This is a genomic window from Mesorhizobium sp. B2-4-3, from assembly GCF_006442815.1.
Taxonomy (GTDB): domain Bacteria; phylum Pseudomonadota; class Alphaproteobacteria; order Rhizobiales; family Rhizobiaceae; genus Mesorhizobium.
On record NZ_VFVL01000019.1, the window covers coordinates 1 to 25,799 of the forward strand.

A 25,799-nucleotide genomic window follows, 5' to 3' on the forward strand; every position below is an offset into this window, starting at 1 on the left:
GATCCTCGGGTCTGCGCGCGTCGCTACGCTCCTTGCTCCGCCCTAGAATGACGAGGTTCAGGAGCCTTCAGCTCATCGCCAGCGTTTGCGCTGACTACCCCAACGGACGTTGATAGCCTTGCCCGACAAGCCTGCAATCCTTCAAAATGACCGTGTTTGAGGAACTAGCTGCCGCACTGCCGCATCTGCGCGGCGTAATCGCGGGCCATCTGGTCGGTGGCGCGCGCGTAGCCTTGAACGCCGGCGTCGCCGCGATTGCCGCGGCCATAGGCCGTCCAGCCGAGATAGTAGGCCAGATAGAGATTGTAGGTGTCGTTGCGGGCGACGCCGAAGGTGTCGGCGGTCTTGGAATGGTACCAGCCGACGAAGTCGACGGCGTCGGCAAAGCGCGTGCGGCGCGCCGTCCAGTTGCCGGTCTCGCTCTGATATTGCGACCAGGTGCCGTCGAGCGCCTGCGAGTAGCCGGTGGCGCTGGAGACATGGGTCCACGGGATGAAGCCCAGCAGCTTGGTGCGCGGCGGGCGCGCGTTGCTCTTGAAGCCGGATTCCTTGCGCACCGTCGCCATCAGCACGGGGACGGGAACGCCGTATTTCTGCTCGGTCCGTTCGGCGGCGGACTGCCAGTTGTCGAACCAGCCGTCATTCTGGTCGAAGACGGCGCAGACATTGTTGATGTGGCTGGGCGCTGTCGCGCAGGCCGAAAGCGCCAACAGCACGGAGACAGCGACAATTTTACTAAAACTCGACCTACGCATTGGAAGACGAATAGGCTGAAATCATAAAGGGAGTCTTGCGCGGTTCCTTAACGCGGATGCGGAGGCACGAAAAAAGCCGAGTGTCGATATTACGACTATCGGCGTCGATATTCTCTTCATTGGTTTTGAAAAATGCCGCCTTGGCTAAAATCACGCCGGCAAATGGCGAATTCCTGACAGCTCGCATGTGATGCCGGCGCTCTGATGCGCGCATGAGCGAACCAAGACGCAAGCGCGGCGCCGAGCGCACCAGCAACCGTGGGCCAGCGGCCATTCCACAACTGCCGCGGCGGCGGGTGGACAATCCCTATCCGCCGATGGCGCTGCTGTCGGCCGACCAGATCGAAGCCATCCACCAGGCGTCGATGCATATCCTGGAGAACTTCGGCATCGAGGTGATGAGCGCGCGGGCGCTGTCGCTGTTCGAGCGCGCCGGCGCCACGGTCGATCACGGCTCGATGAATGTGCGCGTCGATCGCGGCATGGTCGAGGAGGCGCTGAAGTCGACACGCCCGGCCTACACGCTGACGCCCCGAAACCCGGACCACGCCATTCATCTTGGCGGCAGCACCATCAACTTCACGCTCGTCGCCGGGCCGCCCAATGTGCATGACATGGAGCGCGGCCGCCGCGCCGGCAACCTCGCCGACTATTCGGACCTCGTGCGGCTGGCGCAGCATTTCAACTGCATCCACATGCTGGGCAACCAGGTCTGCGCGCCGGTCGAGCTGCCGGCGAACACAAGGCATATGGATACCTATTTCGCCAACCTGACGCTGACCGACAAATCTTTCCACGTCTCGGCGATCGGCCGGGGCAGGGCGCTCGACGGCATCGAGATGATGGCGATCTCGCGCGGGCTGACGCTGGATCAGATGCGCGACGATCCCGGCGTCACCACCATCATTTCGGTCAACTCGCCGCGCCGCTTCGACGAGATGATGGCCGAGGGGTTGATGACGATGGCCGAATTCGGCCAGTCGGTGGCGGTGACGCCGTTCACGCTGATGGGCGCGATGAGCCCGGTGACGCTGGCTGGCGCGCTGGCGCAGCAGAATGCCGAGGCGCTGTTCGGCATCGTGCTCACGCAGCTGGTGCGTCCGGCCGCGCCGGTGATGTATGGCGCCTTCACCTCCAATGTCGACATGAAGTCCGGCGCGCCTGCCTTCGGCACGCCGGAGAACACCAAGGCCAACATTGCATCAGGACAATTGGCGCGGCGCTACAAATTGCCGTATCGCACGACGCCGGGCTCGGCCTCGAACGCGGCGGACGCGCAGGGCGCTTATGAAACGCTGATGGCTTTGTGGGGCGCGGTGCTCGGCCACGGCAATCTCGTCTACCACGCCGCCGGATGGCAGGAAGGCGGGCTGACGGCATCGTTCGAAAAGCTCATCATCGACGTCGAGATGATCCAGCACATGATGGAGTTCCTGCGGCCGATCGTGGTCGACGAAGGCGAGCTGGCGGTGGAGGCGCTGGGCGCGGTGCCGACCGGCGGCCATTTCTTCGGCGAGCCGCACACGCTGGAGCGCTACGCCACCGCCTTCTACCAGCCGATGCTTTCCAACTGGCAGAATTACGAGGCCTGGCAGGAGGCCGGCGGGCTCGACGCGACGGCGCGCGCGACGCGGCTGTGGAAGAAAGCGCTGGATGAATATGTCCAGCCGGCCATGGATCCTGCCGTGCGCGAGGCGCTCGAAGCCTATATGGCGCGCCGCAAGGAAGCGATCGGGCAGGGCGAGCCGTGAGTCCCTTGGCGCTGCCTTTCTGATTCAGCTTATCTCTTCAACTCATTGAATTAACGAGAAGAACCATGAAGTCGCATGCAAAGGTCGTGGTCATCGGCGGCGGTGTCGTCGGGTGCTCGGTGTTGTTCCATCTTGCCCGCCATGGCTGGACCGATGTCGTGTTGCTGGAGCGCGACGAGCTGACGTCGGGCTCGACCTGGCATGCGGCGGGCGGCATGCACACCATCAACGGCGATCCCAACGTCGCCAAGCTGCAGAAATACACGATCTCGCTCTATAAGGAGATCGAGGAGCTTTCGGGACAGGCGACGGGCGTGCACCTGACGGGTGGCGTGCTTCTGGCGGCAACCGAGGCGCGGCTCGACTGGTTGCGCGGGGTCGTGTCGAAGGGCCGCTATCTCGGCATCGATCTCGAAGTCATTTCCGCGAAGGAAGCCGCGGAATTGATGCCGCTGATCGATCCCAGCCAGTTTGTCGGCGCCGTGCGCAACAAGGAGGACGGCCACCTCGATCCGTCCGGCGTGACCCACGCCTATGCCAAGGCCGCGCGCAAACTGGGCGCCGAGGTCGAGCGCTTCACCAAGGTCGAGGACATCGTGCGCCGGCCCGACGGGTTGTGGCGCGTCATCACCAACAAGGGCGAGGTGGTGACCGAGCATGTCGTCAATGCCGGAGGGCTGTGGGCGCGCGAGGTTGGCCGCATGGTCGGGCTGGAACTGCCGGTGCTGGCGATGGAGCACATGTACCTGATCACCGAGGACATGCCCGAGGTCGCGGATTGGAACAAGAAGACCGGCACCGAGATTATTCACGCGGTCGATTTCGACGGCGAGCTTTACCTGCGCCAGGAGCGCGGCGGCATGCTGATGGGCACCTATGAGAAGGCCAACAAGGTTTGGTCCGAGTTCTCCACGCCTTGGAATTTCGGCCACGAGCTCTTGGAGCCGGACATCGACCGCATCGCGCCGTCGCTGGAAGTCGGCTTCCGCCACTTCCCCGCCTTCCAGAAGACCGGCATCAAGCAGATCATCAACGGCCCCTTCACCTTCGCGCCGGACGGCAATCCGCTGGTAGGGCCGGTGCGCGGCCTGCCGGGCTTCTGGGTCGCCTGCGGCGTCATGGCCGGCTTCAGCCAGGGCGGCGGCGTCGGGCTGGCGCTCTCCAACTGGATGATCGAGGGCGATCCGGGCGCCGACATCTGGGCCATGGATGTCGCCCGCTACGGCGACTGGGCGACGATGGCCTACACCAACGCCAAGGTGCGCGAGAATTATTCGCGCCGCTTCTCGATCCGCTTCCCGAACGAGGAACTGCCGGCCGGGCGTCCGCTCAAGACGACGCCGGTCTACGACACGCTTGCCGCCAAGGGCGCGCAATGGGGCGTGTCCTATGGGCTGGAAGTGCCGCTCTGGTATGCGCCGGACGGCGTCAAGGACGAGTTCTCGTGGCGGCGCTCGACCGACTTCGAGCATGTCGGCAAGGAAGTCGCGGCGGTGCGCAACGGCGTCGGCCTGTCCGAGATCTCGAACTTCGCCAAATACAAGGTGACCGGCGAGGGCGCGGCCGCCTGGCTCGACCGGATGCTTGCCTGCAGGCTGCCCAAGCGCGGCCGCATGACGCTGACGCCGATGCTGAAGGAGGACGGCAAGCTGATCGGCGATTTCACCTTAGCCAATATCGACGACGCAGAATGGTTCATCGCAGGCTCCGGCATTGCCGAGCAGTATCATATGCGCTGGTTCGAGGCGCATCTGCCCAAGGATGGCTCGGTGCGGATCGAGGCGCTGGGGCAGAAGCTCACGGGCCTTGCGATTGCCGGGCCGAAGGCGAGAGAGGTTTTGGCCAAGGTCACCCGCGCCGACGTCTCCAACGCGGCCTTTCCGTTTATGGCGGTAGCACGGATGGATATCGGCATGGCGCCTTGCCTCGTCGGTCGCGTCAGCTATACCGGCGACCTCGGCTACGAGATCTGGGTGGCGGCGGAATATCAGCGCGCCGCCTACCAGGCGCTGGTCAAGGCTGGCGAGGAATTCGGCATCGGCCTGTTCGGCTCGCGCGCGCTCAATGCGCTGAGGCTGGAGAAGAACTACGGCTCATGGGCGCGCGAGTACCGGCCGATCTACGGGCCGCTCGAGGCCGGGCTCGACCGTTTCGTCGCCTATGGCAAGGATGCCGATTTCATCGGCAAGGCAGCGGCGCTCACCGAGCGCAGAGAGGGCGGCAAGCTTCGGCTGCGCAGCTTCATTGTCGACGCCACCGATGCCGACGTCATCGGCGACGAGGCGATCTGGCATGACGGCGTCGTGCGCGGCTGGGTCACGTCGGGCGGTTATGCGCATAATTCGAGGAAGTCGGTCGCCCTGGGATACGTGCCGAAGGAGATCGCCGACAGGCAGGACGGTTTCGAGATCGAGATCCTCGGCAAGCGCCATGCCGCGCGCATCCAGGCGGCGCCGCTGTTCGACGCCAATTTCGAGCGGATGCGCGCCTGAAGCGCTACGGCTTCGCCGATGCGCTTCAGATCCTTGGCTTCGTGCATGCCGTTATCCCAAAACCGCTGAGCACTTTTGGGCGACATGCACTGGCGGTGCATGCGTCGTCAGCTGCGGCGGTTGTCCAGCGCGAAGGCGCCGGGGCCGGCGAAGATCAGATAGAGGAAGATGAAGCAGAAGGAGATCGCCAAGTCGCCGCCGTTGTTGACGGGGAAGAAGTCGCGCGGGAAGTGCGCCATGAAATAGGCGATCGCCATTTCGCCGGCGAGCAGAAAGGCGACCGGGCGGGTGAAGAGCCCGAGCGCCAGCAGGATGCCGCCGGCGAATTCGAGAATGCCGGCAGCGGTCGTCAGCCCGGTGAGGGCGTGCGGCTCAGCGCTGACCGGGAAGTTGAACAGCTTCTGCGAGCCATGTTCGATGAACTGCAACGCGGTCATGATGCGCAACACGCCCAGCGCCTGCGGCTGGTACTGAGCAAGGCTTTCAAAAAGCTTCATCTAAAACTCCATTTTACCCCCGCCCGGCCATAAATTATCACCCGGCGATGGACCACTCACTTCCCACGGCCCACCATCAACAATCGGTGAGTGAAAATGGTTTCACCTCCCAATAATTATTCGCGCAATGGTTGCATATTTATCCCTATGGTTGTATTGGTATGTCGAGGCATCAAACCATACGGGTCCGCTTTGCCATGAAAAAAGTCGTCATCAGCCTATTCGCAATCCTTGCAGGCACCAGCTTCGTCGCGGCCGCTGACGGAGGCTGCGATGCCTTCAAATGGCCGGTTGCGCGCGAGCAGGCCTTGTTCCCGGCGGCGGCGGCCGTCCAGTCCGGCGCCTCCCTGACGGTCGGGCAAGCGGTGGATTTCTCGCTTGAGGCCGTCGACACGGTCAGCTTTGAAGTGCCGCCGGACCGCGCACCGGCCGCCGGCACCTTCGGCGCAACCGCAAACGTGACCGTGCCGCCTGAAGGCGAGTTGCAGCTCAGCCTTTCCGACGAGGCCTGGATCGACGTTGTGCAGGATGGCCGTTCTGTGAAATCGGCCGCTTTCAGCGGCGTCAAGACCTGCCCGGGCATCCGCAAGAGCGTGCGCTTCAAGCTCGCGGGTGGCGCGGCGATAATCCAGCTGAGCGGTGCGAAAAAGGCCGATCTGAAGCTGGCGGTGCTGACGCCGGAGTGATCCGGCGCCAGTACGTCAGGTAGGCACTGCTACCGCGTCGACGCCAGCAGCGCGAAATGCGCGCCTTGCGGGTCCTGGCACTGGATGATCCACTGGCCGCTCGGCACGTCCATCGGACCCATGATGACCTTGCCGCCATTGTCGGTGACGCGCTTGGCGGCGGCATCGATGGCGTCGACGTTGAAATAGAACTGCCAGACGGGAACCGGGATCTGCGGCGGCTTGTCCATGATGCCGCCGCCGGATTCGGGGCCGGCGCCGAAGGTCTGGTAGACGCCCATCTCGCCCATGTCGAACTGGCCGGCGCTCTCCCAGCCGAACTGGCTGGAATAGAAATCGAAAGCCGCTTTCCAGTCCGAGGTGTAGAGTTCATGCCAGCCGACATGGCCGGGCGTGGTCGCCGGTACCGGCGGCTGCTCAGGCTGGTTGGGCTGCAGGAACATGAAGGACGCGCCTTGCGGGTCCGCGACGACGGCGAAGCGGCCGACGCCCGGAATGTCGTCCGGTGCGCGGTGCACCGCACCGCCGGCGTCCTTGAGCGCTTGCGTCGAGGCGTCGACGTCCTTGGTGTAGATGTAGCCCACCCAGGCCGGCGGCATACCCATCTTGGCGGGTTCTTCCGGCATCGTCATCAGCCCGCCGACGCCGCGCACGCTGGAATTCATCACGATGTAGCGCGGCATGCCCGGCGCCTTGTCGAAGGGCTCGGCACGCCAGCCGACAACGGCGGTATAAAAAGCCTCGGCGGCGTCGAGGTCGGTGGTCATCAGTTCGTACCAGAAGAAAGGTTGCGGGGATTTCGGCATGGTCGGTCTCCTCACCGGTTCAGGCAGCGATCGTTGTTCGATCCATCATAAGGTATGTTGACGTTCAGGTGATGCCGGCCTGCAAACGGCGGTTTTCTGCGCTTCCGGTGCTCACGTACTTAAGTACGCTCCGCTCCGGTTCTCGAAAACCGCCGTTTTCGACGCGGCCTGACCTGAACCTCAACACACCTTAGGACGATCCTGGCGACAGAAATCCGACATGGGCCGAAAATCTCGGTCGGCAAGGCGCTCCGCCCTGATCTTGCATAGCCCGCGCTTTTCGACTTTGCTGTCGTCAAAGAGGGGTTCGCGTTTTTCCATGCGCCACATGTCGCTCACGCCTGAACTCGTGGCCTTGTGCCACCGGGAGGAGGTCGACCCTGGCCCCAGCGGGGATTGGACGCAGCTGAGCGACGACGATTTCAGCACGCTCGCCTCGCGTCTCGCCGGCGAGGCCGATGAAGGTCCGCTCTGGGTGTTCGCCTATGGCTCGCTGATCTGGAAGCCGGCCTTCGAGTCCGTCGAGCAACGGCGCGCCTCGGCCCATGGCTGGCATCGCTCCTTCTGCCTGGACATCGTGCGCTGGAGAGGCAGCGCCGAGCAACCCGGACTAATGATGGCGCTCGAACGCGGCGGACGCTGCGATGGCGTGATCTACCGCCTGCCGGACGGTGACAAGGCAGCCCAGATCGAAAGGCTGTTGCGACGCGAGATCGACGATCACGAAGCCGTTGCCTCGGTCAGGTGGGTTCCGGTTCGGACGGCGCAAGGTCGGCTGCGGGCTTTGGGCTTCTGGGTCGGCGTGACCGGCAGGGGGACGTCTCTCGGGCAGAAGCTGGAGAGCGTGGCAAAGATACTGGCTCGCGCGTGCGGCCATGTCGGCTCCGGCGCCGAATATCTCTACAACACCGTCAGCCATCTCGAGACATTCGGCATCCATGACCGCAATCTATGGCGGCTGCAGCAACTGGTGGCGGACGAGATCCGGTCCCTCAACGGCCACAGGATCGCCGGCGGCGAGCCGCCGGTCGTGGAAATCGCCACTATAACATGAGTACGGTTGTCATATTTTATCCAGCCATTACAGTGGCTTGGCCGAAAATTGACCAATTGATAAAAAAATAAAACGTGCTAGCCTTCCCCAAAACGACAACAAGGGGAGCTGGAATGGCGACTGGTCATTTCATCGAAGGCATTGCCGGCGGCCGGCTGTCTGCCGAGCAATATGCCGACAATTTTTCCGATCTGCATCCGCCGCTCGATCATCACGAGGCGCTGGTCGAATCCGATCGCTGCTATTTCTGCTATGACGCGCCGTGCATGAATGCATGTCCGACATCGATCGACATTCCGCTGTTCATCCGGCAGATCGCGACCGGCAATCCGCTGGGCTCGGCCAAGACGATCTTCGACCAGAACATACTGGGCGGCATGTGCGCCCGCGTCTGCCCGACCGAGACGCTGTGCGAGGAGGTCTGCGTGCGTGAGGTGGCGGAGGGCAAGCCTGTGCAAATCGGCCGGCTGCAGCGCTACGCCACCGACGTCGCCATGAGCGAGGACAAGCAGTTCTACAAGCGCGCCGAGCCGAGCGGGAAGAGCATTGCCGTGGTCGGCGCCGGGCCGGCCGGGCTGGCGGCGGCGCATAGGCTTGCCCGCCACGGCCATGACGTGACCATCCTGGAGGCGCGGCCCAAGGCCGGCGGCCTCAACGAATATGGCATTGCCGCCTATAAGAGCGTCGACGATTTCGCCCAGGCCGAGGTCGACTATGTCACCGCGATCGGCGGCATCGACATCCAGAACGGCAAGGCGCTCGGCCGCGACTTCCAGCTTGCCGACCTGATGCGCAACTACGATGCGGTCTTCCTCGGTCTCGGCCTTGGCGGCGTCAACGCGCTGCGCGCCGATGGCGAGGACGCGGATGGGGTCACCAATGCGGTGGAATTCATCTCGGAACTGCGCCAGGCGAGCGACCTTTCCAGCCTGCCGGTCGGCCGACGCGTCGTCGTCATCGGCGGCGGCATGACGGCGATCGATGCCGCGGTGCAGTCGAAGCTGCTCGGCGCGGAAGAAGTGACGGTCTGTTACCGGCGCGGCCAGGAGCACATGAATGCCTCCGGCTTCGAGCAGGATCTGGCCGCCGCCAACGGCGTCACCATCCGCCACTGGCTGCAGCCGAAGCGCGTCCTTGCCGAGAACGGCAAGGTTTCGGCCATCGAGCTCGAATACACCGCGATGAATGGCGACAAGCTCGCCGGCACCGGCGAGAGGCTCACGCTCGTGGCCGACCAGGTGTTCAAGGCGATCGGTCAGAGTTTTGTTCCCGCAAACCTCAACGGCAGCGAGGAGTCGATCGACCTCGAAGCGGGCCGCATCAAGGTCGATGCCGAAGGTCGCACCTCGCTGGCAAAAGTCTGGGCCGGCGGCGACTGCATCTTCGGCGGCGACGACCTGACGGTTTCGGCGGTGGCGCAAGGGCGCGACGCGGCCGAGAGCATCCACCGGGCACTGACCTCGAACGGGAGGGCATGAGCATGGCAGACATCCGCAACAATTTCGTCGGTATCAAGTCGCCCAATCCGTTCTGGCTGGCGTCTGCGCCGCCGACCGACAAGGCTTACAATGTCGAGCGCGCCTTCAAGGCCGGCTGGGGCGGCGTGGTGTGGAAGACGCTCGGCGAAGAAGGCCCGCCGGTCGTCAACGTCAACGGCCCGCGCTATGGCGCGATCTGGGGCGCCGACCGCCGCCTGCTCGGCCTGAACAACATCGAGCTGATCACCGACCGCGACCTGCAGGTCAACCTTCGCGAGATCAAGCAGGTCAAGAAGGACTGGCCGGACCGCGCCATCGTCGTCTCACTGATGGTGCCCTGCGTCGAGGATGCCTGGAAGGCGATCCTGCCGGTGGTCGAGGACACGGAAGCCGACGGCATCGAGCTCAATTTCGGCTGCCCGCACGGCATGTCGGAGCGCGGCATGGGTGCAGCTGTCGGCCAGGTGCCGGAATACATCGAAATGGTGGTGCGCTGGTGCAAGGCCAATACCCGCATGCCGGTCATCACCAAGCTGACGCCCAACATCACCGATGTGCGCAAGCCCGCGCGAGCGGCACTTGCCGGCGGGACAGATGCCGTGTCGCTGATCAACACTATCAACTCGATCACCGGCGTCGATCTCGACAGTTTCGCCCCGCAGCCGACCATCGACGGCAAGGGCTCGCATGGCGGCTATTGCGGCCCGGCGGTGAAGCCGATCGCCATGAACATGGTGGCCGAGATCGCGCGCGATCCGGAGACGCACGGTCTGCCAATCTCCGGCATCGGCGGCATCACCACCTGGCGCGACGCGGCCGAATTCATGGCGCTCGGCGCCGGCAACGTGCAGGTCTGCACGGCGGCGATGACCTACGGCTTCAAGATCGTGCAGGAGATGATCGCCGGCCTGGAGAACTGGATGGACGAGAAGGGCCACGCCTCGCTCTCCGACATCATCGGCCGCGCCACGCCCAACGTCACCGACTGGCAGTATCTCAACCTCAACTATGTCGCCAAGGCGCATATCGACCAGGATGCCTGCATCAAATGCGGCCGCTGCCACATCGCCTGCGAGGATACCTCGCATCAGGCGATCACCAGCATGGTCGACGGCGCCAGGCATTTCGAGGTGATCGACGCCGAATGCGTCGGCTGCAATCTCTGCGTCAATGTCTGCCCGGTCGAAGGCTGCATCACCATGGAGCCGCTGGCCGCGGGCGCGATGGACCAGCGCACCGGCAAGCCGGTGTCGCCGATCTACGCCAACTGGACGACGCACCCCAACAATCCGATGGCCAAGGTGGCGGCGGAATAGGCTTGGGTTCCTCGCCCCACGCAGTGGGTACGTAGTGGGGAGAGGTGGCCCGGAGGAGCCGGGACGGAGAGGGGCTTTGCGGCGGCTGGACACCGCCGAGGCCCCTGATTGTCTGTTGCCTTTCCTTGCGCCTCGTTTGCGGCTACGGCATGCACACATTTCCGAGCAGTTGGTCTTTAGCGATAGCGTGCGTAGCAGCTTGGCGCATGCATTGTATTATGTAGCGCTGGTCGATCCCCACTCCGTCTCGGCTTCGCCGAGCCACCTCTCCCCCGATCGACGGGGTAGAGGAAAGGCGCCAAGCTTTTGCCGTCAACGCTCGTCCAGCAAGGCTCCCTTCCTTTCCTCCGGAGGGGGAAAGGTGGCGCTGCGAAGCAGCGACGGATTGGGGAACCAAGTGGCAATCAAGCCTCAGGTCGATCAGTCAATCGCGGAAGATGTGTGCATAGCGTAGCGCTTTGCGGGTGCGAGGAACCCAAGTTCGTCGAAGCGGCGTGTGTCGGAAATCACCAGACGTTGTCGCTCACATTGCCGTTGCGGCCGCGCTGCCGCGGCCGCGAGCGTCCGGGCTAGGCCGCAAAGCGCAAACCGCCGTCGCAGGTCAGCACCTGGCCGGTCATGAAGCCGTTGGAGACCAGGAAGGCGATCGCCTCGGCGACGTCCTCGGCGTGGCCGATGCGACCGACCGGTGTCTTGCCGGCATATTCGGCGAACACCGCCTGGCGCTGTTCGTCCGGCAAAAAGTCCCACCAGGGCGTGTCGATGACGCCTGGCGCCACGACGTTGACGCGCAGCGGCTTCAGCTCGACCGCCAGGATCGGTGCCACCGTCAACAGCATGCCGTTGATGGCGCCGATGCCGGCGACGCCGGGCGCTGCAATCTGCGCCGAGACGGCCGAGATGAAGGTGACCGATCCCGCCTTGTTCAAGGTCGGCAGGGCCGCCTGCAGACAGGACAATTGCGGCCGGATCTTTTCCTCGACGCCGCTGCCGATATCGGCAAGGTCGAGCGTCTCGAACGGCCCCAATCCCTTGCCGCCGCTCGCGGCGAGGACCAGGTGATCGAACGGCCCGAGACCGTCGAAGAAATGCCGAACCTCGTCCGGTTTCGTCGCGTCAAAGGCGGCCTTATCCGCGGCGCCGTCGAGGCTCTTCCAGGCGCTCTTCAGCTTCGCTTCGTTGCGGCCGGTGATCGTGACTTTCATGCCGGGCCCAACCAGCCGTTTGGCCGTGGCAAGACCTATGCCGGATGAGCCGCCGATGATGACACAGTGTTCGATGGTCTCGCTCATGAATGTTGTTCCTTGGATTTGGAGGATGGACGCTCGATCAGTTCGAGGCTCAAGGTCCGCAATCGGTGGCGGGCTTTCTCGTCATAGGCCTGCGCATCGGCGCGCGATTCCCGCTGACCGTCGAAGTAGCGGCCGCTGCGTCCTTCGAGCGCCGGCGACGCGGCTAGGTTGAGAATGGCGTCGGCGCCGGTCTCGACCGAGCTCCACGGCGTGACGCCGGCCTGCCGGACCATGGTCGTGTCCATGTAGCTTGCCGGGTGCAAGGCATTGACCGTGACGCCGGTGCCGTCGAGTTGTTCCGCCAGATCGACGGTGAACAGGATCTGCGCCAGCTTGCTTTGGCAATAGGCGCGAACGCCGCTATAGCCATGCGTCAGCATCACGTCGTCGAAGTCGATCGCCTGCTGGCCGGCCGAGGCGACGTTGACGATGCGCGCCGGCGCGCTTGCCTTGAGCAAAGGCAGAAGCTCGGACGTCAGCAGGAAGCCGGCGAGATAGTTGACGGCGAAGCGCAGTTCGTAGCCGTCGGCGCTGACCTGCCGCTCCGCGCTCTGGCCGCCGGTGCCGACGCCGGCATTGTTGATCAAGATATCGAGCCGATCGGTCCTGGCGCGCACGGCTTCGGCGAGCCGGCGCACCTCGGCAAGCGAAGCGAGGTCGGCTGCGAGAAATTCGGCTTTGCCGCCTTTTGCTTCTATGGCGGTCGCGGCCGCCTTGCCGCGGGCTGCGTTGCGGCCATGCACGAGCATGCGCGCGCCCGTGGCGCCGAGCCTTTCGGCGACCACGCGGCCGACGCCGTCGGTCGAGCCGGTGACGAGAATGGTTTTGTCCTTGAGTTCCATGTCCGGAGCCTCCTTGCGCTGCTCTGAACGCAAAGATGGGACATCGCGCGTATCTCAAACAGTTCAAACTTTATCCTGGTATCGGTACTGCTATAATAGGCGCATGGATGCTATCGCCCATTCCCCCGAAGATCATCGCCGGCGCGAGCTCGGCGCCTTCCTGCGTTCCCGTCGCGAAAGGCTTTCGCCTGATATCGCCGGCATCGCCTGCGGCGCGCGGCGGCGCACGCCGGGCCTGCGGCGCGAGGAAGTGGCGATGATCGCCGGCGTCGGCACGACCTGGTACACCTGGCTTGAGCAGGGCAGGGACGTGCGGCCTTCGGTCGAGGTGCTGACGGCGCTCTGCGAGGCGCTGCGGCTCGACGGTGCCGAGCAGCGGCATTTGTTCACGCTCGCCGGCCGCCAGCAGCCGGAGCGGCGGCGTATCCTGCAGGGCAAGGTCGAGGGGCCGTTGCTGCACATGCTGCAAAGCCTGGTGCTGCAGCCCGCCTATGTCGTCGGCCCGCGCTGGGACGTGCTGGCATGGAACGACGCGGCGGTCGCCATTTTCGGCGACTACGGCCTGCTGGAGGGCGATGCCCGCAACATCATCCACGGCATGTTCACCGATCCGCACCGGCGGCATCTGCTGGTGGACTGGGAACAGCTGGCGCGCGCAACCCTTGCCGCCTTCCGCGCCGACAGCGCGAAATACACCGGCGATCCGGACTTCGAGCGGCTGATCGAGTTGATGATGCGCTCAAGCCCCGAGTTCCGCGAATGGTGGCCGCAGCGCGACGTCGTGCACCGGCTTTCCGGCCTGAAGCATCTGCGGCACCCGATCGCCGGCGCGATGACGTTCGAGCACATGAGCCTGTCGATCGACGACGGCTCGGACATGCGGCTGATCGTCTATACGCCGCTGGCGGAGCAGAACTCGGTGGTGAAATTGCGGAAGCTGCTGGATGGGCTTCCGACCGAGCGGCGTAGCGCGTGAGGTTAGTAGGTCGCAGGCCCCTCAGTTTCGTCATCCACGGGCGAAGCGGACGCGGAGACCCGAGGATGACGAAGCTGAGAGGCTTTGGCCAATCTGCAAGGGCGGTGATAGGCAAGCGGCTCGCAAGTTGTTCCAGCCCGTTGGGCCGTTATGACGAAGGGTCTAACCCTTCGGCTTCAGCCCATCCAGGAACAGCTGCTCCAGGAAGCGTGCGGCGTCCTCGAAGCGGCCGTCGCCGCCGCGGTCGGTGCCGAGCACGGCGCGGACCTGGACGTCGAAATCGGCATAGTGCTGCGTCGTCGCCCAGATCGAGAAGATCAGGTGCCAGGGATCGGTGCGGGCGATCTTGCCGGCGTGCATCCAGCCCTTGATGACGGCGGCCTTCTCGTCGACCAGCGTCTTCAGCTCGCCCTCCAGCATCGGCTTGATGCGCGGCGCGCCTTGCAGGATCTCATTGGCGAACAGCCGGCTTTCGCGCGGGAAGTCGCGCGCCATCTCGAGCTTCCTGCGGATGTAGCTTCTGAGCTCCGTCAGCGGGTCGCCGATGTCGTCGAGCTCGCGCAGCGGCGCCAGCCAGGTGTCGAGCAGGCGCTGCATCAACGTCTCGTGAATGTCTTCCTTGCGGCGGAAGTAATAGAGAAGGTTGGGCTTCGACATGCCGGCGGCTTCGGCGATCTGGTCGATGGTCGAGCCGCGAAACCCGTTGGCGGAGAAGACTTCGAGCGCGGCTTCGAGGATCAGCTCGCGCTTTTCCTGCTGGATGCGGGTGCGGCGGGGAGCCGAGCCTTCCATCGCCGCCGTCATCCTTGCCGGCCGTCTTCGCGCGGGCTCTCTGGACCAATTGTCTGGACCAGTTTTTCCTTGGGCTGTGGAGCGCGCTTTTTGTGCCGCATTTCCGTTAGTAATCCTTGAACCGCCGACGGGCGGTGCTAACGTTTGTCCAACCGGTCAAAAATTTGCGTAGCACGAAAACGCAGCAAAGACCAAGCGTTGGCCGCAACGAAACACGCTTACAAGGGGAAGTCCTGGTCATGTCCAACCGGCTGAAAGTCACGCCGAACGATCTCAGCGCATTCTGGATGCCGTTCACGGCAAACCGGCAGTTCAAGCAGGCGCCGCGCATGTTCGTGTCCGCCAAGGACATGCACTACACCACCAGCGACGGCCGCAAGGTGCTGGACGGCACCGCGGGCCTGTGGTGCGTGAACGCCGGCCACTGCCGGCCGAAGATCACCGAGGCGATCCAGAGCCAGGCCGCCGAGCTCGATTATGCGCCAGCCTTCCAGATGGGCCATCCGATCGTGTTCGAGCTGGCGAACCGCCTGGTCGACATCGCGCCCAAGGGCATGGACCATGTCTTTTTCACCAACTCCGGTTCGGAATCGGTCGAGACGGCGCTCAAGATGGCGATCGCCTATCACCGAGTCAGGGGCGAGGGCTCGCGCACCCGCCTGATCGGCCGCGAGCGCGGCTATCACGGCGTCAATTTCGGCGGCATCTCGGTCGGCGGCATCGTCACCAACCGCAAGATGTTCGGCACGTTGCTCGGCGGCGTCGACCACCTGCCGCACACACACCTGCCGGAGAAGAACGGCTTCTCGAAAGGCGTGCCGGAGCATGGCGCCGAGCTCGCCAATGAACTGGAGCGTCTCGTCACCCTGCATGACGCCTCGACCATCGCGGCCGTCATCGTCGAGCCGGTCGCCGGTTCCACCGGCGTCATCCTGCCGCCGAAGGGCTATCTGCAGAAACTTCGGGAAATCTGCACGAAACACGGCATATTGTTGATTTTCGATGAAGTGATCACCGGCTTCGGCCGTCTCGGCGCGCCGTTCGCGGCGGATTATTTCGGCGTCACACCGGACATCATGACGACAGCCAAGGGCGTCATCCCGATGGGCGCGGTGTTCGTCAAGAAGGAGATCCACGACGCCTTCATGACCGGCCCCGAGCACATGATCGAGTTCTTCCACGGCTACACCTATTCGGGCAATCCGATTGCCTGCGCCGCGGCGCTCGGCACGTTGGACACTTACAAGGAAGAGGGCCTTTTGACCCGCGGCGAGGAACTGGCGCCCTACTGGGAAGACGCGCTGCATTCGCTGAAGGGCGAGCCGCATGTCATCGACATCCGCAACATCGGCCTGATCGGCGCGATCGAGCTGGCGCCGATCGCCGGCAGCCCGACCAAGCGGGCCTTCTCGGCCTTCGTCAAAGCGTTCGAACGCGGCGCGCTGATCCGCACCACCGGCGACATCATCGCGCTGTCGCCGCCGCTGATCATCACCAAGGGCCAGATCAACGAATTGATCGACCATGTTCGTGAGGTGCTGAGGTCGATCGACTGACAAGCCTGTGCGGATATCTTCCCCGTCGAGGGGAGGTTTCCGTGGCACGGCCGGGTGGGGTCGGCGCCGGCGCGCCGACTTCAAGCGCAGTCCGATTTAGGCCGGCTGCGCGCCAATGCCTGTCAGGATCACCCGCTTGATGTTTTCCTTGGCTTCCCGCCATTGCCGGTCGGAGAGCGACTTGCCGCCGTTCAGCGTCTCGATCTGGTGGCCGAAATCGGCGTAGTGCTGGGTCGTGGCCCAGAGCATGTAGAGCAGATGACGCGGGTCGACCGGGTCCATCTTGCCCTCCTCGATCCAGCGCCTGATGATCTCGACGCGGCCGTCGGTCCATTCGCGCAAAGTCGATTCCATATAGTCCTGAAGCACCGGCGCGCCGTGCATCACTTCCGACGCCCAGACCTTCGAACCGTCCGGGTGGCGGCGCGATATTTCCATCTTGGCGTCGATATAGGCACTGATGCCGTCCACCGGGCCGCGCGCCGCGTCGAAGCAATTGGCCGCCTGCAGCCAGATCTCGAAAATGTTCTGGACGACCGAACGGTAGAGCTCCTCCTTGGTGGCGAAATAATAGTGGAGGTTTGCCTTCGGCAGCCCCGCCAGATCGGCGATCAGCTGCATCGTGGCGCCGCCGAACCCGGCCTCCGCGAACACCTTTTCGGCGGCGAGCAGGATTGCTTTCTCGTTCTCCCGCCTTATTTCCTGTCGCCGCATGGGGCGGGTGGTTTCGGCCATGTCTCCCCCAAGATTCTCGTTGACCGCTTGGTCAGCTTGTGTAGTCTGAAAGCTGACCATACGGTCAGGATGCAAACCACTCAAGGGGCGACAAGACCCCTGGTGAAAATGGGAACTGCAAATGGCCGCACCCGGCGAAAATCTGCGAGTGAATTCAGACCGCTTGTGGGATTCCATCATGGAGATGGCGAAGATCGGCCCCGGCATCGCCGGCGGCAACAATCGCCAGACCGTGACCGACGAGGACGGCGAGGGTCGCCACCTGTTCAAGCGCTGGTGCGATGCCGCCGGGCTCGAAATGGGCGTCGACGAGATGGGCACGATGTTTGCCCGCCGCGAGGGCACCGATCCCAGCCTGCCGCCCGTCTATGTCGGCAGCCATCTCGACACGCAGCCGACCGGCGGCAAGTATGACGGGGTGCTCGGCGTGCTCGGCGGGCTGGAGGTCGTGCGCTCGCTCAACGATCTCGGCATCAAGACGAAGCATCCGATCGTCGTCACCAACTGGACCAACGAGGAGGGCGCGCGTTTCGCCCCGGCGATGATGGCGTCCGGCGTGTTTGCCGGCGTGCTCGACCAGGCCGACGTCTACGAGCACACCGACAAGAATGGCAAGAAGTTCGGCGAGGAGCTCGAACGCATCGGCTGGAAGGGCACCGAGAAGGTCGGCGACCGCAAGATCCACGCCTTCTTCGAGTTGCATATCGAGCAGGGGCCGATCCTCGAGGACGAGGGCATCGATATCGGGGTCGTCACCCACGGCCAGGGCCTGAAATGGCTGCAGGTGACGCTGACCGGCAAGGAAGCGCATACCGGCTCGACGCCGATGCCGAAACGCCGCAATGCCGGGCTCGGCATGGCGCGCGTGATCGAGCTGGTGCATGAGATCGCCATGGACTACCAGCCCGACGCCGTCGGCGCGGTCGGCCATATGGAAGTCTATCCGAACTCGCGCAACATCATTGCCGGCCGCACGGTCTTCACCATCGACATTCGCTCGCCCGAGAAGGAGGTGCTCGACGCCATGGATGGCCGCATCCGCGAAGGCATCGACACGATCTGCGACGCGCTCGATATCAAATACGAGATCGAGCAGGTCGGCCATTTCGATCCGGTCACCTTCGACAAGAATTGCGTCAAGGCGATCCGCGACGCCGCGGAGAGGCTGGGCTACACGCACCGCAACATCGTCTCCGGCGCCGGCCACGACGCCTGCTGGATCAACCGCGTCGCGCCGACGGCAATGGTGATGTGCCCCTGCGTCGACGGGCTCAGCCACAACGAGGCCGAGGAGATCACCAGGGAATGGGCCGCGGCGGGCGCCGACGTGTTGTTCCATGCGGTGGTGGAGACGGCGGGGATTGTCGAGTGACCGACTAGAGCAATCGCCGTTTCACGGAGACGGCGATTGCTCTATCTCTTTGTTTTAACGCAATTTCGGACGGAAGACCGCTTCACACTTTTCCTGAAATTGCTCTAGCCCAATCACCTCGCAACGCCGCTCGCAAAGAAGCGCGAAAGAACAGGGGAACAGATATGACCAAAGTCATCAGGAACGGCACCGTCGTCACCGCCGACCGCACCTGGAAGGCCGACGTGCTGATGCAGCACGGCAAGATCGTCGCCATCGGCTCGAACCTGCACGGCGACCACGAGTTCGACGCCACGGGCTGCTATGTCATGCCGGGCGGCATCGATCCGCACACCCATCTCGAAATGCCGTTCATGGGCACCTATTCGGCCGACGATTTCGAATCCGGCACGCGCGCGGCGCTGTCCGGCGGCACGACCATGGTTGTCGATTTCTGCCTCCCGGCGCCGCAGCAGTCGCTGCTGGAAGCCCTGCAGATGTGGGACAACAAGACGTCGAAGGCTGCCTGCGACTATTCCTTCCACATGGCGATCACCTGGTGGGGCAAGCAGGTGTTCGACGAGATGGCTCAAGTCGTCGACCGGGGGATCACCTCGTTCAAGCACTTCATGGCCTATAAGGGCGCGCTGATGGTGGACGACGACGAAATGTATTCGTCGTTCCAGCGCTGCGCCGATCTCGGCGCGCTGCCGCTCGTCCATGCCGAGAATGGCGACGTGGTCGCGGCGCTGTCGCAAAAGCTTTTAGCCGCCGGCAACAACGGCCCGGAAGGCCATGCCTATTCGCGTCCGCCGGAAGTGGAAGGCGAGGCGACCAATCGCGCCATCATGATCGCCGACATGGCGGGCGTGCCGCTCTATGTCGTGCACGTCTCCTGCGAGCAGAGCCACGAGGCGATCCGCCGCGCCCGCCAGAAAGGCATGCGTGTGTTCGGCGAGCCGCTGATCCAGCATCTGACGCTCGACGAGAGCGAGTATTTCGACAAGGACTGGGACCATGCGGCGCGCCGCGTGATGAGCCCGCCGTTCCGCAACAAGCTGCATCAGGATTCGCTGTGGGCCGGCCTGCAGGCCGGATCGCTGCAAGTGGTGGCGACCGATCACTGCGCCTTCACCACCAAACAGAAGCGCAACGGCGTCGGCGACTTCACCAAGATCCCGAACGGCACCGGCGGGCTCGAGGACCGCTTGCCGGTTTTGTGGACGCGAGGCGTCAACACCGGGCGGTTGACGATGAACGAGTTCGTCGCGGTGACCTCGACCAATATCGCCAAGATCCTCAACATGTATCCGAAGAAGGGCGCGATCGTCGAAGGCGCCGACGCCGACATCGTGGTGTGGGATCCCAAGCGCAAGAAGACGATCTCGGCCAAGAAGCAGCAGTCGGTGATCGACTACAACGTCTTCGAAGGCGTCGAGGTGACCGGCCTGCCGCGCTTCGTCTTCTCGCGCGGAGAGCTGTCGATCGAGGAGGCGGACGTCAAGGCCAAGGCCGGCCATGGCGAGTTCGTCGCCCGCGAGCCGAACGCCGCGGTGAACCGGGCGCTGTCGACCTGGAAAGAGATTTCAGCGCCGCGCAAGGTGGAACGGACCGGCATTCCGGCCACCGGGGTCTGACCATGCGGGCTCTTCATCTTGCGATCGCGGCGGCCGCGATGCTGACCGCCGGCCAGGCGCTCGCCGCCGGCATAGACCTCAGCAAGCCCTATGGCGACAAATATGGCTGCATCAACCGGAACGGCCAGAAGGTGGCCGCCGACAAGATGCTGCTTCTGACCGACAAGGAGCTGATCACCGCGGCCAGCGCCTGCACCTTCAGCGACCGCCAAGCACAGGCCGATGGATCGCTGGTGGTGACGGCAAAATGCGAGGCCGAAGGCGAAGAGGGACAGCCGACCAGGTTCACCATCAAGCGCAGCGCGAAGAATGCGAAGAAGCTGGTCGTGGCCGACGAGGACGGCAATGTGATGGGCGAAGTCGCGCGATGCCGATGACGGCGGTCCCACCAGCCTCAGGCAACCAGCCCATCCAGTTCCGGCAGCAGGACGACGCTTTCCTGCTCGTTGGGATCGGTGCGGGCGATGACCGCGGAAGAAGGCGCCCCGCTCAGATTGGCGGGCAGGTGCGGCACGCCCGCCGGAATGTAGAAGAGGTCGCCCGCCTTGACGACGATGTGGTGCTCGAGCCGGTCGCCGTACCAGGTGTGGACTTCGCCGGAGAGCACGTAGATGGCCGTCTCGTGGCTTTCATGCATGTGCGCCTTGGCGCGGGCGCCGGGCGGCATGGTGAGAAGATGCATGCAGATGCCGGAGGAGCCGACGGTTTCGGCGGCGATGCCGGCGAAATAGCTCAGCCCCTGCTTGCCCTGATAGGTGTTTTCGGGGCGAACGAGACGACAGGTGGGTTTAGGCGACATCGGCAAGGCTCCGGGCGGCGTCGATCGGGTGGGACAGGACGAGTGGAAAGCAACGCTATCATAAAATCAACCGGATTGCGGACAGCGCGGCGGCGGCTGCGAAAGGCAGGCTGCAGCCAATGACCGAACAGCCGCCAGCCGTTGTTTCGGCAAGCAAGCTCGGCCTCACCTTCCAGACCAATGACGGTCCGGTGCAGGCGCTGTCCAATGTCGACCTGTCCATCGGCAAGGGCGAATTCGTCTCCTTCATCGGCCCGTCCGGCTGCGGCAAGACCACCTTGCTGCGCGTCATCGCCGATCTGGAGAAGCCGACCTCCGGGACGATCTCCGTCAACGGCATGACGCCGGAGCAGGCGCGCGAGAGACGCGCCTATGGCTACGTCTTCCAGGCGGCGGCCTTGTTCCCGTGGCGCACGATCGAGCGCAACGTGGCGCTGCCGCTGGAGGTGATGGGCCTGAGCCAGGCCGAGCAGGCGGAGCGCATCAAGCGCACGATGGAGTTGGTCAACCTTTCCGGCTTCGAGAAGAAATACCCCTGGCAACTTTCCGGCGGCATGCAGCAGCGCGCCTCGATCGCGCGCGCCTTGGCCTTCGATGCCGACCTGCTTTTGATGGACGAACCGTTCGGCGCGCTGGACGAGATCGTGCGCGACCATCTTAACGAACAGCTTCTCGACCTCTGGGCACGGACCAACAAGACGATCTGCTTCGTCACCCACTCGATCCCCGAGGCGGTCTATCTGTCGACGCGCATCGTGGTGATGTCGCCCCGACCGGGCCGCGTCACCGACATCATCGAATCGACGCTGCCGAGGGAGCGGCCGCTCGACATCCGCGAGACGCCGGAATTCCTGGCGATAGCCGCGCGCGTGCGGGATGGGCTGAGGGCCGGGCACAGCTATGATGATTGAGGGGAGCGAGTTTTCTCCTCTCCCCGCCGGGGAGAGGGTGGCCGCGCAGCGGCCGGGTGAGGGGACGTCTACCCGCGCCTTTGTCATCCTAGGGCGGAGCAGGCGCGACGTCGCCTGCGTGGCGAAAGCCGCCCCCCGCGATTTCGTCCTCCTAGGGCGGAGCGACGCGAAGCGGAGCGCAGACCTTAGGATCCATTCCGTGACCTCGGCCGAAAGGTCAAAACGATGCAGAAAGGTCGCTAACCGCCGCAGGGCGCAGGGAGCTTTATTCTGGAACGCTGCGGAGCGCAGAAGTAACGGAATGGATCCTAGGGTCTGCGCTGCGTCGCTACGCTCCTTGCTCTGCCCTAGGATGACGAAGCGCGAGGGTGATGGCCGTTCCTCGATGCGGGAGCGCTTGACGCTGGTCCTGCGAGCGCCTCTCCATGGATAGCTTCCGCTCCAAGATCATCCCCGTCTCCGCCATCCTCGCCGGCGTGGTCGTGCTCTGGTACGTCTTTGCTGTCATCCTCAACGCGCCGTTCCAACGCGATCTCGACCGCCGCGCCAACGAGACGCCCGGCACCGTCGAGTTCATCGGCAAGACGCTGTCGCAGCCGAAGCCGACGCTGCCGGCGCCGCATCAGGTGGCGGTGAACTTTTTCGAAAACACCTTCCTGCGGTCCGTCACCTCGAACCGCAGCCTGGTCTACAACGCCTGGGTGACACTGTCCTCGACGCTGCTCGGCTTTGCCTTCGGCACGGCGCTCGGCATCCTGATTGCGGTGGGTATCGTGCATGTGGCGACGCTCGAACGCAGCCTGATGCCGTGGATCATCGCCTCGCAGACCATTCCGATCCTGGCGGTGGCGCCGATGATCATCGTGGTGCTGGCGGCAATCGGCATCACCGGTCTGATCCCCAAGGCGCTGATCTCGACCTATCTGTCGTTCTTCCCGGTCGCCGTCGGCATGGTGAAGGGCCTGCGCTCGCCTGAGTTCATGCATCTCGACCTGATGCATACCTATAACGCCAGCGCTTCGCAGACCTTCTGGAAACTGCGCGTGCCGGCCTCGGTGCCGTTCCTGTTCACCTCGATGAAGGTGGCGGTGGCGGCAAGCCTTGTCGGCGCCATCGTCGGCGAGCTGCCGACCGGCGCGGTCGCCGGCATCGGCGCGAAGCTGCTCGCCGGCGCCTATTACAGCCAGACCATCGATATCTGGTCGGCTTTGGTCGCAGGCTCGATCGTCGCGGCGCTGCTGGTGATGGTCGTCGGCATTGCCGGCCGCCTCGTCGACCGCGCCATGGGCGGGAGGCCGGCATGAGCGCTGTCAAGCACAGTTGGCAGGCAAACCTGGCGTTTATGCTGGCGATCTTCCCGATCATAGTGTTCGTCTTCAATATCGGCGTACCGGGTCTCGCCTGGCCTTACGGCAGCTTTTCGGGCGGACTTGCGATCGCTTTGGTTGCCCTTCCGGTTTGGATCGCAGGTCGTCTCCCCAAGCTGTGGGAGGCGGCGTTGCTTTTTATCTGCGCCCATGGCGCTGCGTTTCTGCTGCTGGGCAGCATTCGCGGTCATGAAGGTACGGCTGGACCCGCTTACTACCTTGTGCTCGCGGCGGCATGGTTGCTCGCCTGGCGCTGTGTCGCGGTATTGTCGGAACAGCGCCCAAATTCACGCCTGATGTCGACCGTGCTGCGCTTGATCGTCCCGGCGATCTTCGGCGCTTGGATCCTGATCGTCTGGGAAGCGGTGACGCGCGGCGCCGGCATCCCTTTCATCCTGTTGCCGCCGCCAAGCGCCATCGGCGCGCGCATCGCCAACTCGCTGCCGATCCTGGGGTCGGACGTGCGCCAGACGATCTTCAAGGCAGTGCTGATCGGCTATGTCGTCGGCAATCTCGCCGGCTTTGTCGTCGCCATCCTCGCCGACCGCGTGCCGTTCCTGCGGCGCGGCCTGCTGCCGATCGGCAATATGGTTTCGGCGCTGCCGATCATCGGTGTCGCGCCGATCATGGTCATGTGGTTCGGCTTCGACTGGCCGTCCAAGGCCGCGGTCGTCATCATCATGACCTTCTTCCCGATGCTGGTGAACACGGTCGCCGGGCTGGCCGCATCCGGGCATATGGAACGCGACCTGATGCGCACTTATGCATCGGGCTATTGGCCGACCTTGCTCAAGCTTAGGCTGCCGGCGGCAATGCCGTTCATCTTCAATGCGCTGAAGATCAACTCGACGCTGGCGCTGATCGGCGCCATCGTCGCGGAGTTCTTCGGTACGCCAGTGGTCGGCATGGGATTCCGCATCTCGACGGAAGTCGGGCGGATGAACATCGACATGGTGTGGGCCGAAATCGCAGTTGCAGCACTTGCGGGTTCGGTCTTTTATGGCGTGGTCGCTCTCATCGAGAGAGCCGTCACGTTTTGGCATCCCTCTGTCCGAGGTGGATAGGGGCGGTGGGTTTGGGTGCTAACTTCAGAGGGTAATAACATGAAAAGACTGCTGATTTCTGCTTTGGCCGGCGCTATGTCGCTGGCCGCCTTCCAGGCGATGGCCGCCGACAAGGTGACACTGCAGCTGAAATGGGTCACGCAGGCCCAGTTCGCCGGCTACTATGTCGCCAAGGCCAAGGGCTTCTATGACGCCGAAGGTCTCGACGTCGACATCAAGCCGGGCGGTCCCGACATCGCGCCCGAGCAGGTGATTGCCGGCGGCGGCGCCGACGTCATCGTCGACTGGATGGGCGGGGCGCTCGCGGCCCGCGACAAGGGCGTGATGCTCGTCAACATCGCCCAGCCGTTCAAGAAGGCGGGCATGGAACTGGTCTGCCCCAAGGATGGACCGATCAAGACGGAAGCCGACTTCAAGGGCCATACGCTCGGCGTCTGGTTCTTCGGCAACGAATATCCGTTCTACGCCTGGATGAACAAGATCGGTCTCAAGACCGATGGCGGCCCGGACGGCGTCACCGTGCTCAAACAGAGCTTCGACGTGCAGCCGCTGATCCAGAAGCAGGCCGACTGCATCTCGGTCATGACCTATAACGAATACGGTCAGGTGCTGGACGCCGGCTACAAGCCGGAAGACCTCACCGTCTTCAACTACTCGGCCATGGGCAACGACCTGTTGGAGGACGGGCTCTACACGCTCGAGGGCAAGCTCAAGGATCCGGCCTTCGAGGACAAGATGGTGCGCTTCGTGCGCGCCTCGATGAAGGGTTGGAAATACGCCACGGAGAACACCGACGAGGCGGCCGGCATCGTCGTCGACGCCGGCGGCCAGGACGAGAACCACCAGAAGTTCATGATGAAGGAAGTGGCCAAGCTGATCGACAATGCCGACGGCAAGCTGATCCCGGCCGCTTACGAGCGAACCGCCAAGGCGCTGCTCGACCAGAAGATCATCAGCAAGGAGGCGAGCGGCGCCTACACGACCGCGATCACCGACAAGGCGATCAAGTAGGCTCCGCTCTCGACGCGGAAGGTGGAAAGGGGCGGGCGACCGCCCCTTTTCCTTTGGTCGCGGTAAAATAATTGTGTGCCGGGATACATCCGGGCACCCAACCGTTGCATTGATGCATCCGCGCGTCGGGGAGCCGTGGAGGATGCTGCAAGCAACGGAGGTTCTTCATGCGCATCCTATCCGTGCCGATGCTCTCGGCTTTAGCCGTCTCGACCGCCTTTCTCCTCGCATCGCCGGCCATGGCCGAGACGATGAAGTTCAAGGCGACGCTCGACGGTAGTCAGCAGAGCCCGCCCGTCACCACCAAGGGCAAGGGAACCGCCACACTCACCTTCGACACCACAAGCAAGAAGCTCAGCTGGAACGTCAAATATTCCGGCCTCAGCGGGCCTGCCGTGGCCGCCCACATCCACGGGCCGGCGGACATGGGCGCGAACGCGGATCCCGTGATCCCGTTCAAGAAGCTGAAGAGCCCGATCAAGGGATCGGCGACGCTGACCGACGCGCAGGCAACCGACCTCGAGGCCGGCAAATACTACGTCAACGTCCACACCGCCAAGAACAAGGACGGCGAGATCCGCGGCCAGATCGAGAAGGCGATGTAGGCTGAAGCACGACGAATTGAATTTTG

Annotated in this window: 24 protein-coding genes; 16 read left to right on the forward strand and 8 right to left on the reverse strand. The window is 63.9% G+C overall.

All coding sequences use genetic code 11. The annotated features are described in order from the left end of the window. Positions 1-164 precede the first annotated feature (164 nt). On the reverse strand, positions 165-755 hold the full coding sequence (locus FJ956_RS18185; protein WP_140684522.1) for a transglycosylase SLT domain-containing protein: 591 nt from the start codon (positions 753-755) through the stop codon (positions 165-167). 212 nt (positions 756-967) lie between these two features. Between FJ956_RS18185 and FJ956_RS18190 the strand changes: the two genes are divergently transcribed. Together FJ956_RS18190 and FJ956_RS18195 are read left to right on the forward strand one after the other, a co-directional pair. Further along, positions 968-2,506, forward strand: coding sequence for a trimethylamine methyltransferase family protein (locus FJ956_RS18190; RefSeq protein WP_140684524.1), 1,539 nt, complete (start codon positions 968-970; stop codon positions 2,504-2,506). A gap of 65 nt (positions 2,507-2,571) precedes the next feature. Next, positions 2,572-4,998, forward strand: coding sequence for an FAD-dependent oxidoreductase (locus tag FJ956_RS18195; RefSeq protein ID WP_140684526.1), 2,427 nt, complete (start codon positions 2,572-2,574; stop codon positions 4,996-4,998). A 107-nt stretch (positions 4,999-5,105) separates the two neighbouring features. Here the strand turns inward: FJ956_RS18195 and FJ956_RS18200 are convergent, their stop codons facing one another. Continuing rightward, a complete protein-coding gene (locus tag FJ956_RS18200; protein WP_140684528.1) occupies positions 5,106-5,495 on the reverse strand; it encodes a DoxX family protein in 390 nt (129 codons plus the stop codon). A 197-nt stretch (positions 5,496-5,692) separates the two neighbouring features. On the opposite strand from FJ956_RS18200, the gene FJ956_RS18205 reads away from it, so the two are divergent. Continuing rightward, the gene (locus FJ956_RS18205) at positions 5,693-6,181 is read left to right on the forward strand and encodes a hypothetical protein (RefSeq protein ID WP_140684567.1); all 489 of its coding nucleotides are present in this window, start codon (positions 5,693-5,695) and stop codon (positions 6,179-6,181) included. 29 nt (positions 6,182-6,210) lie between these two features. Here FJ956_RS18205 and FJ956_RS18210 read toward each other — a convergent pair whose 3' ends face one another. Then, on the reverse strand, positions 6,211-6,987 hold the full coding sequence (locus FJ956_RS18210) for a VOC family protein (protein ID WP_140684530.1): 777 nt from the start codon (positions 6,985-6,987) through the stop codon (positions 6,211-6,213). A 319-nt stretch (positions 6,988-7,306) separates the two neighbouring features. Between FJ956_RS18210 and FJ956_RS18215 the strand changes: the two genes are divergently transcribed. The 3 genes from FJ956_RS18215 (at position 7,307) to preA (ending at position 10,835) form a co-directional block, all read left to right on the forward strand. Beyond that, on the forward strand, positions 7,307-8,041 hold the full coding sequence (locus FJ956_RS18215) for a gamma-glutamylcyclotransferase (protein ID WP_140684532.1): 735 nt from the start codon (positions 7,307-7,309) through the stop codon (positions 8,039-8,041). Positions 8,042-8,154: 113 nt separating this feature from the next. Beyond that, positions 8,155-9,519 (forward strand): NAD(P)-dependent oxidoreductase, encoded by a 1,365-nt coding sequence (locus tag FJ956_RS18220; RefSeq protein ID WP_140684534.1) that lies wholly within the window; start codon positions 8,155-8,157, stop codon positions 9,517-9,519. 2 nt (positions 9,520-9,521) lie between these two features. Next, complete coding sequence (gene preA, locus FJ956_RS18225) at positions 9,522-10,835, forward strand: NAD-dependent dihydropyrimidine dehydrogenase subunit PreA (RefSeq protein ID WP_140684536.1); 1,314 nt, start codon at positions 9,522-9,524, stop codon at positions 10,833-10,835. Positions 10,836-11,404: 569 nt separating this feature from the next. Here preA and FJ956_RS18230 read toward each other — a convergent pair. Continuing rightward, the gene (locus FJ956_RS18230) at positions 11,405-12,127 is read right to left on the reverse strand and encodes an SDR family oxidoreductase (RefSeq protein WP_140684537.1); all 723 of its coding nucleotides are present in this window, start codon (positions 12,125-12,127) and stop codon (positions 11,405-11,407) included. After that, positions 12,124-12,969, reverse strand: coding sequence for an SDR family NAD(P)-dependent oxidoreductase (locus FJ956_RS18235; protein ID WP_140684539.1), 846 nt, complete (start codon positions 12,967-12,969; stop codon positions 12,124-12,126). Before FJ956_RS18235 ends, FJ956_RS18230 begins: the two co-directional genes overlap by 4 nt. A gap of 103 nt (positions 12,970-13,072) precedes the next feature. Between FJ956_RS18235 and FJ956_RS18240 the strand changes: the two genes are divergently transcribed. After that, positions 13,073-13,945 (forward strand): helix-turn-helix transcriptional regulator, encoded by an 873-nt coding sequence (locus FJ956_RS18240; RefSeq protein ID WP_140684541.1) that lies wholly within the window; start codon positions 13,073-13,075, stop codon positions 13,943-13,945. A gap of 162 nt (positions 13,946-14,107) precedes the next feature. On the opposite strand, the gene FJ956_RS18245 is transcribed toward FJ956_RS18240, so the two are convergent. Then, entirely contained in the window at positions 14,108-14,737 is a 630-nt protein-coding gene (locus FJ956_RS18245; protein ID WP_140684543.1) for a TetR family transcriptional regulator C-terminal domain-containing protein, read from the reverse strand. A 239-nt stretch (positions 14,738-14,976) separates the two neighbouring features. On the opposite strand from FJ956_RS18245, the gene FJ956_RS18250 reads away from it, so the two are divergent. Further along, complete coding sequence (locus FJ956_RS18250; RefSeq protein WP_140781979.1) at positions 14,977-16,293, forward strand: aspartate aminotransferase family protein; 1,317 nt, start codon at positions 14,977-14,979, stop codon at positions 16,291-16,293. A gap of 96 nt (positions 16,294-16,389) precedes the next feature. Here FJ956_RS18250 and FJ956_RS18255 read toward each other — a convergent pair whose 3' ends face one another. Continuing rightward, on the reverse strand, positions 16,390-17,028 hold the full coding sequence (locus FJ956_RS18255; RefSeq protein WP_140684547.1) for a TetR/AcrR family transcriptional regulator: 639 nt from the start codon (positions 17,026-17,028) through the stop codon (positions 16,390-16,392). A 121-nt stretch (positions 17,029-17,149) separates the two neighbouring features. Between FJ956_RS18255 and FJ956_RS18260 the strand changes: the two genes are divergently transcribed. The 3 genes from FJ956_RS18260 (at position 17,150) to FJ956_RS18270 (ending at position 20,393) form a co-directional block, all read left to right on the forward strand. Beyond that, a complete protein-coding gene (locus FJ956_RS18260; RefSeq protein WP_140684549.1) occupies positions 17,150-18,400 on the forward strand; it encodes a Zn-dependent hydrolase in 1,251 nt (416 codons plus the stop codon). A 164-nt stretch (positions 18,401-18,564) separates the two neighbouring features. Continuing rightward, positions 18,565-20,016: a dihydropyrimidinase gene (gene hydA / locus FJ956_RS18265; RefSeq protein ID WP_140684551.1), complete on the forward strand. Its 1,452-nt coding sequence runs from the start codon at positions 18,565-18,567 to the stop codon at positions 20,014-20,016. A gap of 2 nt (positions 20,017-20,018) precedes the next feature. Then, positions 20,019-20,393, forward strand: a complete 375-nt coding sequence (locus FJ956_RS18270) for a hypothetical protein (protein ID WP_140684553.1) — start codon at positions 20,019-20,021, stop codon at positions 20,391-20,393. Positions 20,394-20,410: 17 nt separating this feature from the next. On the opposite strand, the gene FJ956_RS18275 is transcribed toward FJ956_RS18270, so the two are convergent. Further along, positions 20,411-20,821, reverse strand: a complete 411-nt coding sequence (locus FJ956_RS18275) for a cupin domain-containing protein (RefSeq protein WP_181170395.1) — start codon at positions 20,819-20,821, stop codon at positions 20,411-20,413. A 113-nt stretch (positions 20,822-20,934) separates the two neighbouring features. Here FJ956_RS18275 and FJ956_RS18280 point away from each other — a divergent pair, with 113 nt between their 5' ends. The 5 genes from FJ956_RS18280 (at position 20,935) to FJ956_RS18300 (ending at position 25,773) form a co-directional block, all read left to right on the forward strand. Further along, a complete protein-coding gene (locus FJ956_RS18280; protein WP_140684557.1) occupies positions 20,935-21,726 on the forward strand; it encodes an ABC transporter ATP-binding protein in 792 nt (263 codons plus the stop codon). 425 nt (positions 21,727-22,151) lie between these two features. Then, positions 22,152-23,030 (forward strand): ABC transporter permease, encoded by an 879-nt coding sequence (locus FJ956_RS18285; RefSeq protein ID WP_140684559.1) that lies wholly within the window; start codon positions 22,152-22,154, stop codon positions 23,028-23,030. Further along, positions 23,027-24,157: an ABC transporter permease gene (locus FJ956_RS18290; RefSeq protein ID WP_140684561.1), complete on the forward strand. Its 1,131-nt coding sequence runs from the start codon at positions 23,027-23,029 to the stop codon at positions 24,155-24,157. The genes FJ956_RS18285 and FJ956_RS18290 overlap by 4 nt, the downstream gene beginning before the upstream one ends. Before the next feature lie 39 nt (positions 24,158-24,196). Continuing rightward, positions 24,197-25,168, forward strand: coding sequence for an ABC transporter substrate-binding protein (locus FJ956_RS18295; protein ID WP_140684563.1), 972 nt, complete (start codon positions 24,197-24,199; stop codon positions 25,166-25,168). A gap of 167 nt (positions 25,169-25,335) precedes the next feature. Beyond that, positions 25,336-25,773 (forward strand): CHRD domain-containing protein, encoded by a 438-nt coding sequence (locus tag FJ956_RS18300; protein ID WP_140684565.1) that lies wholly within the window; start codon positions 25,336-25,338, stop codon positions 25,771-25,773. Positions 25,774-25,799 lie beyond the last annotated feature (26 nt).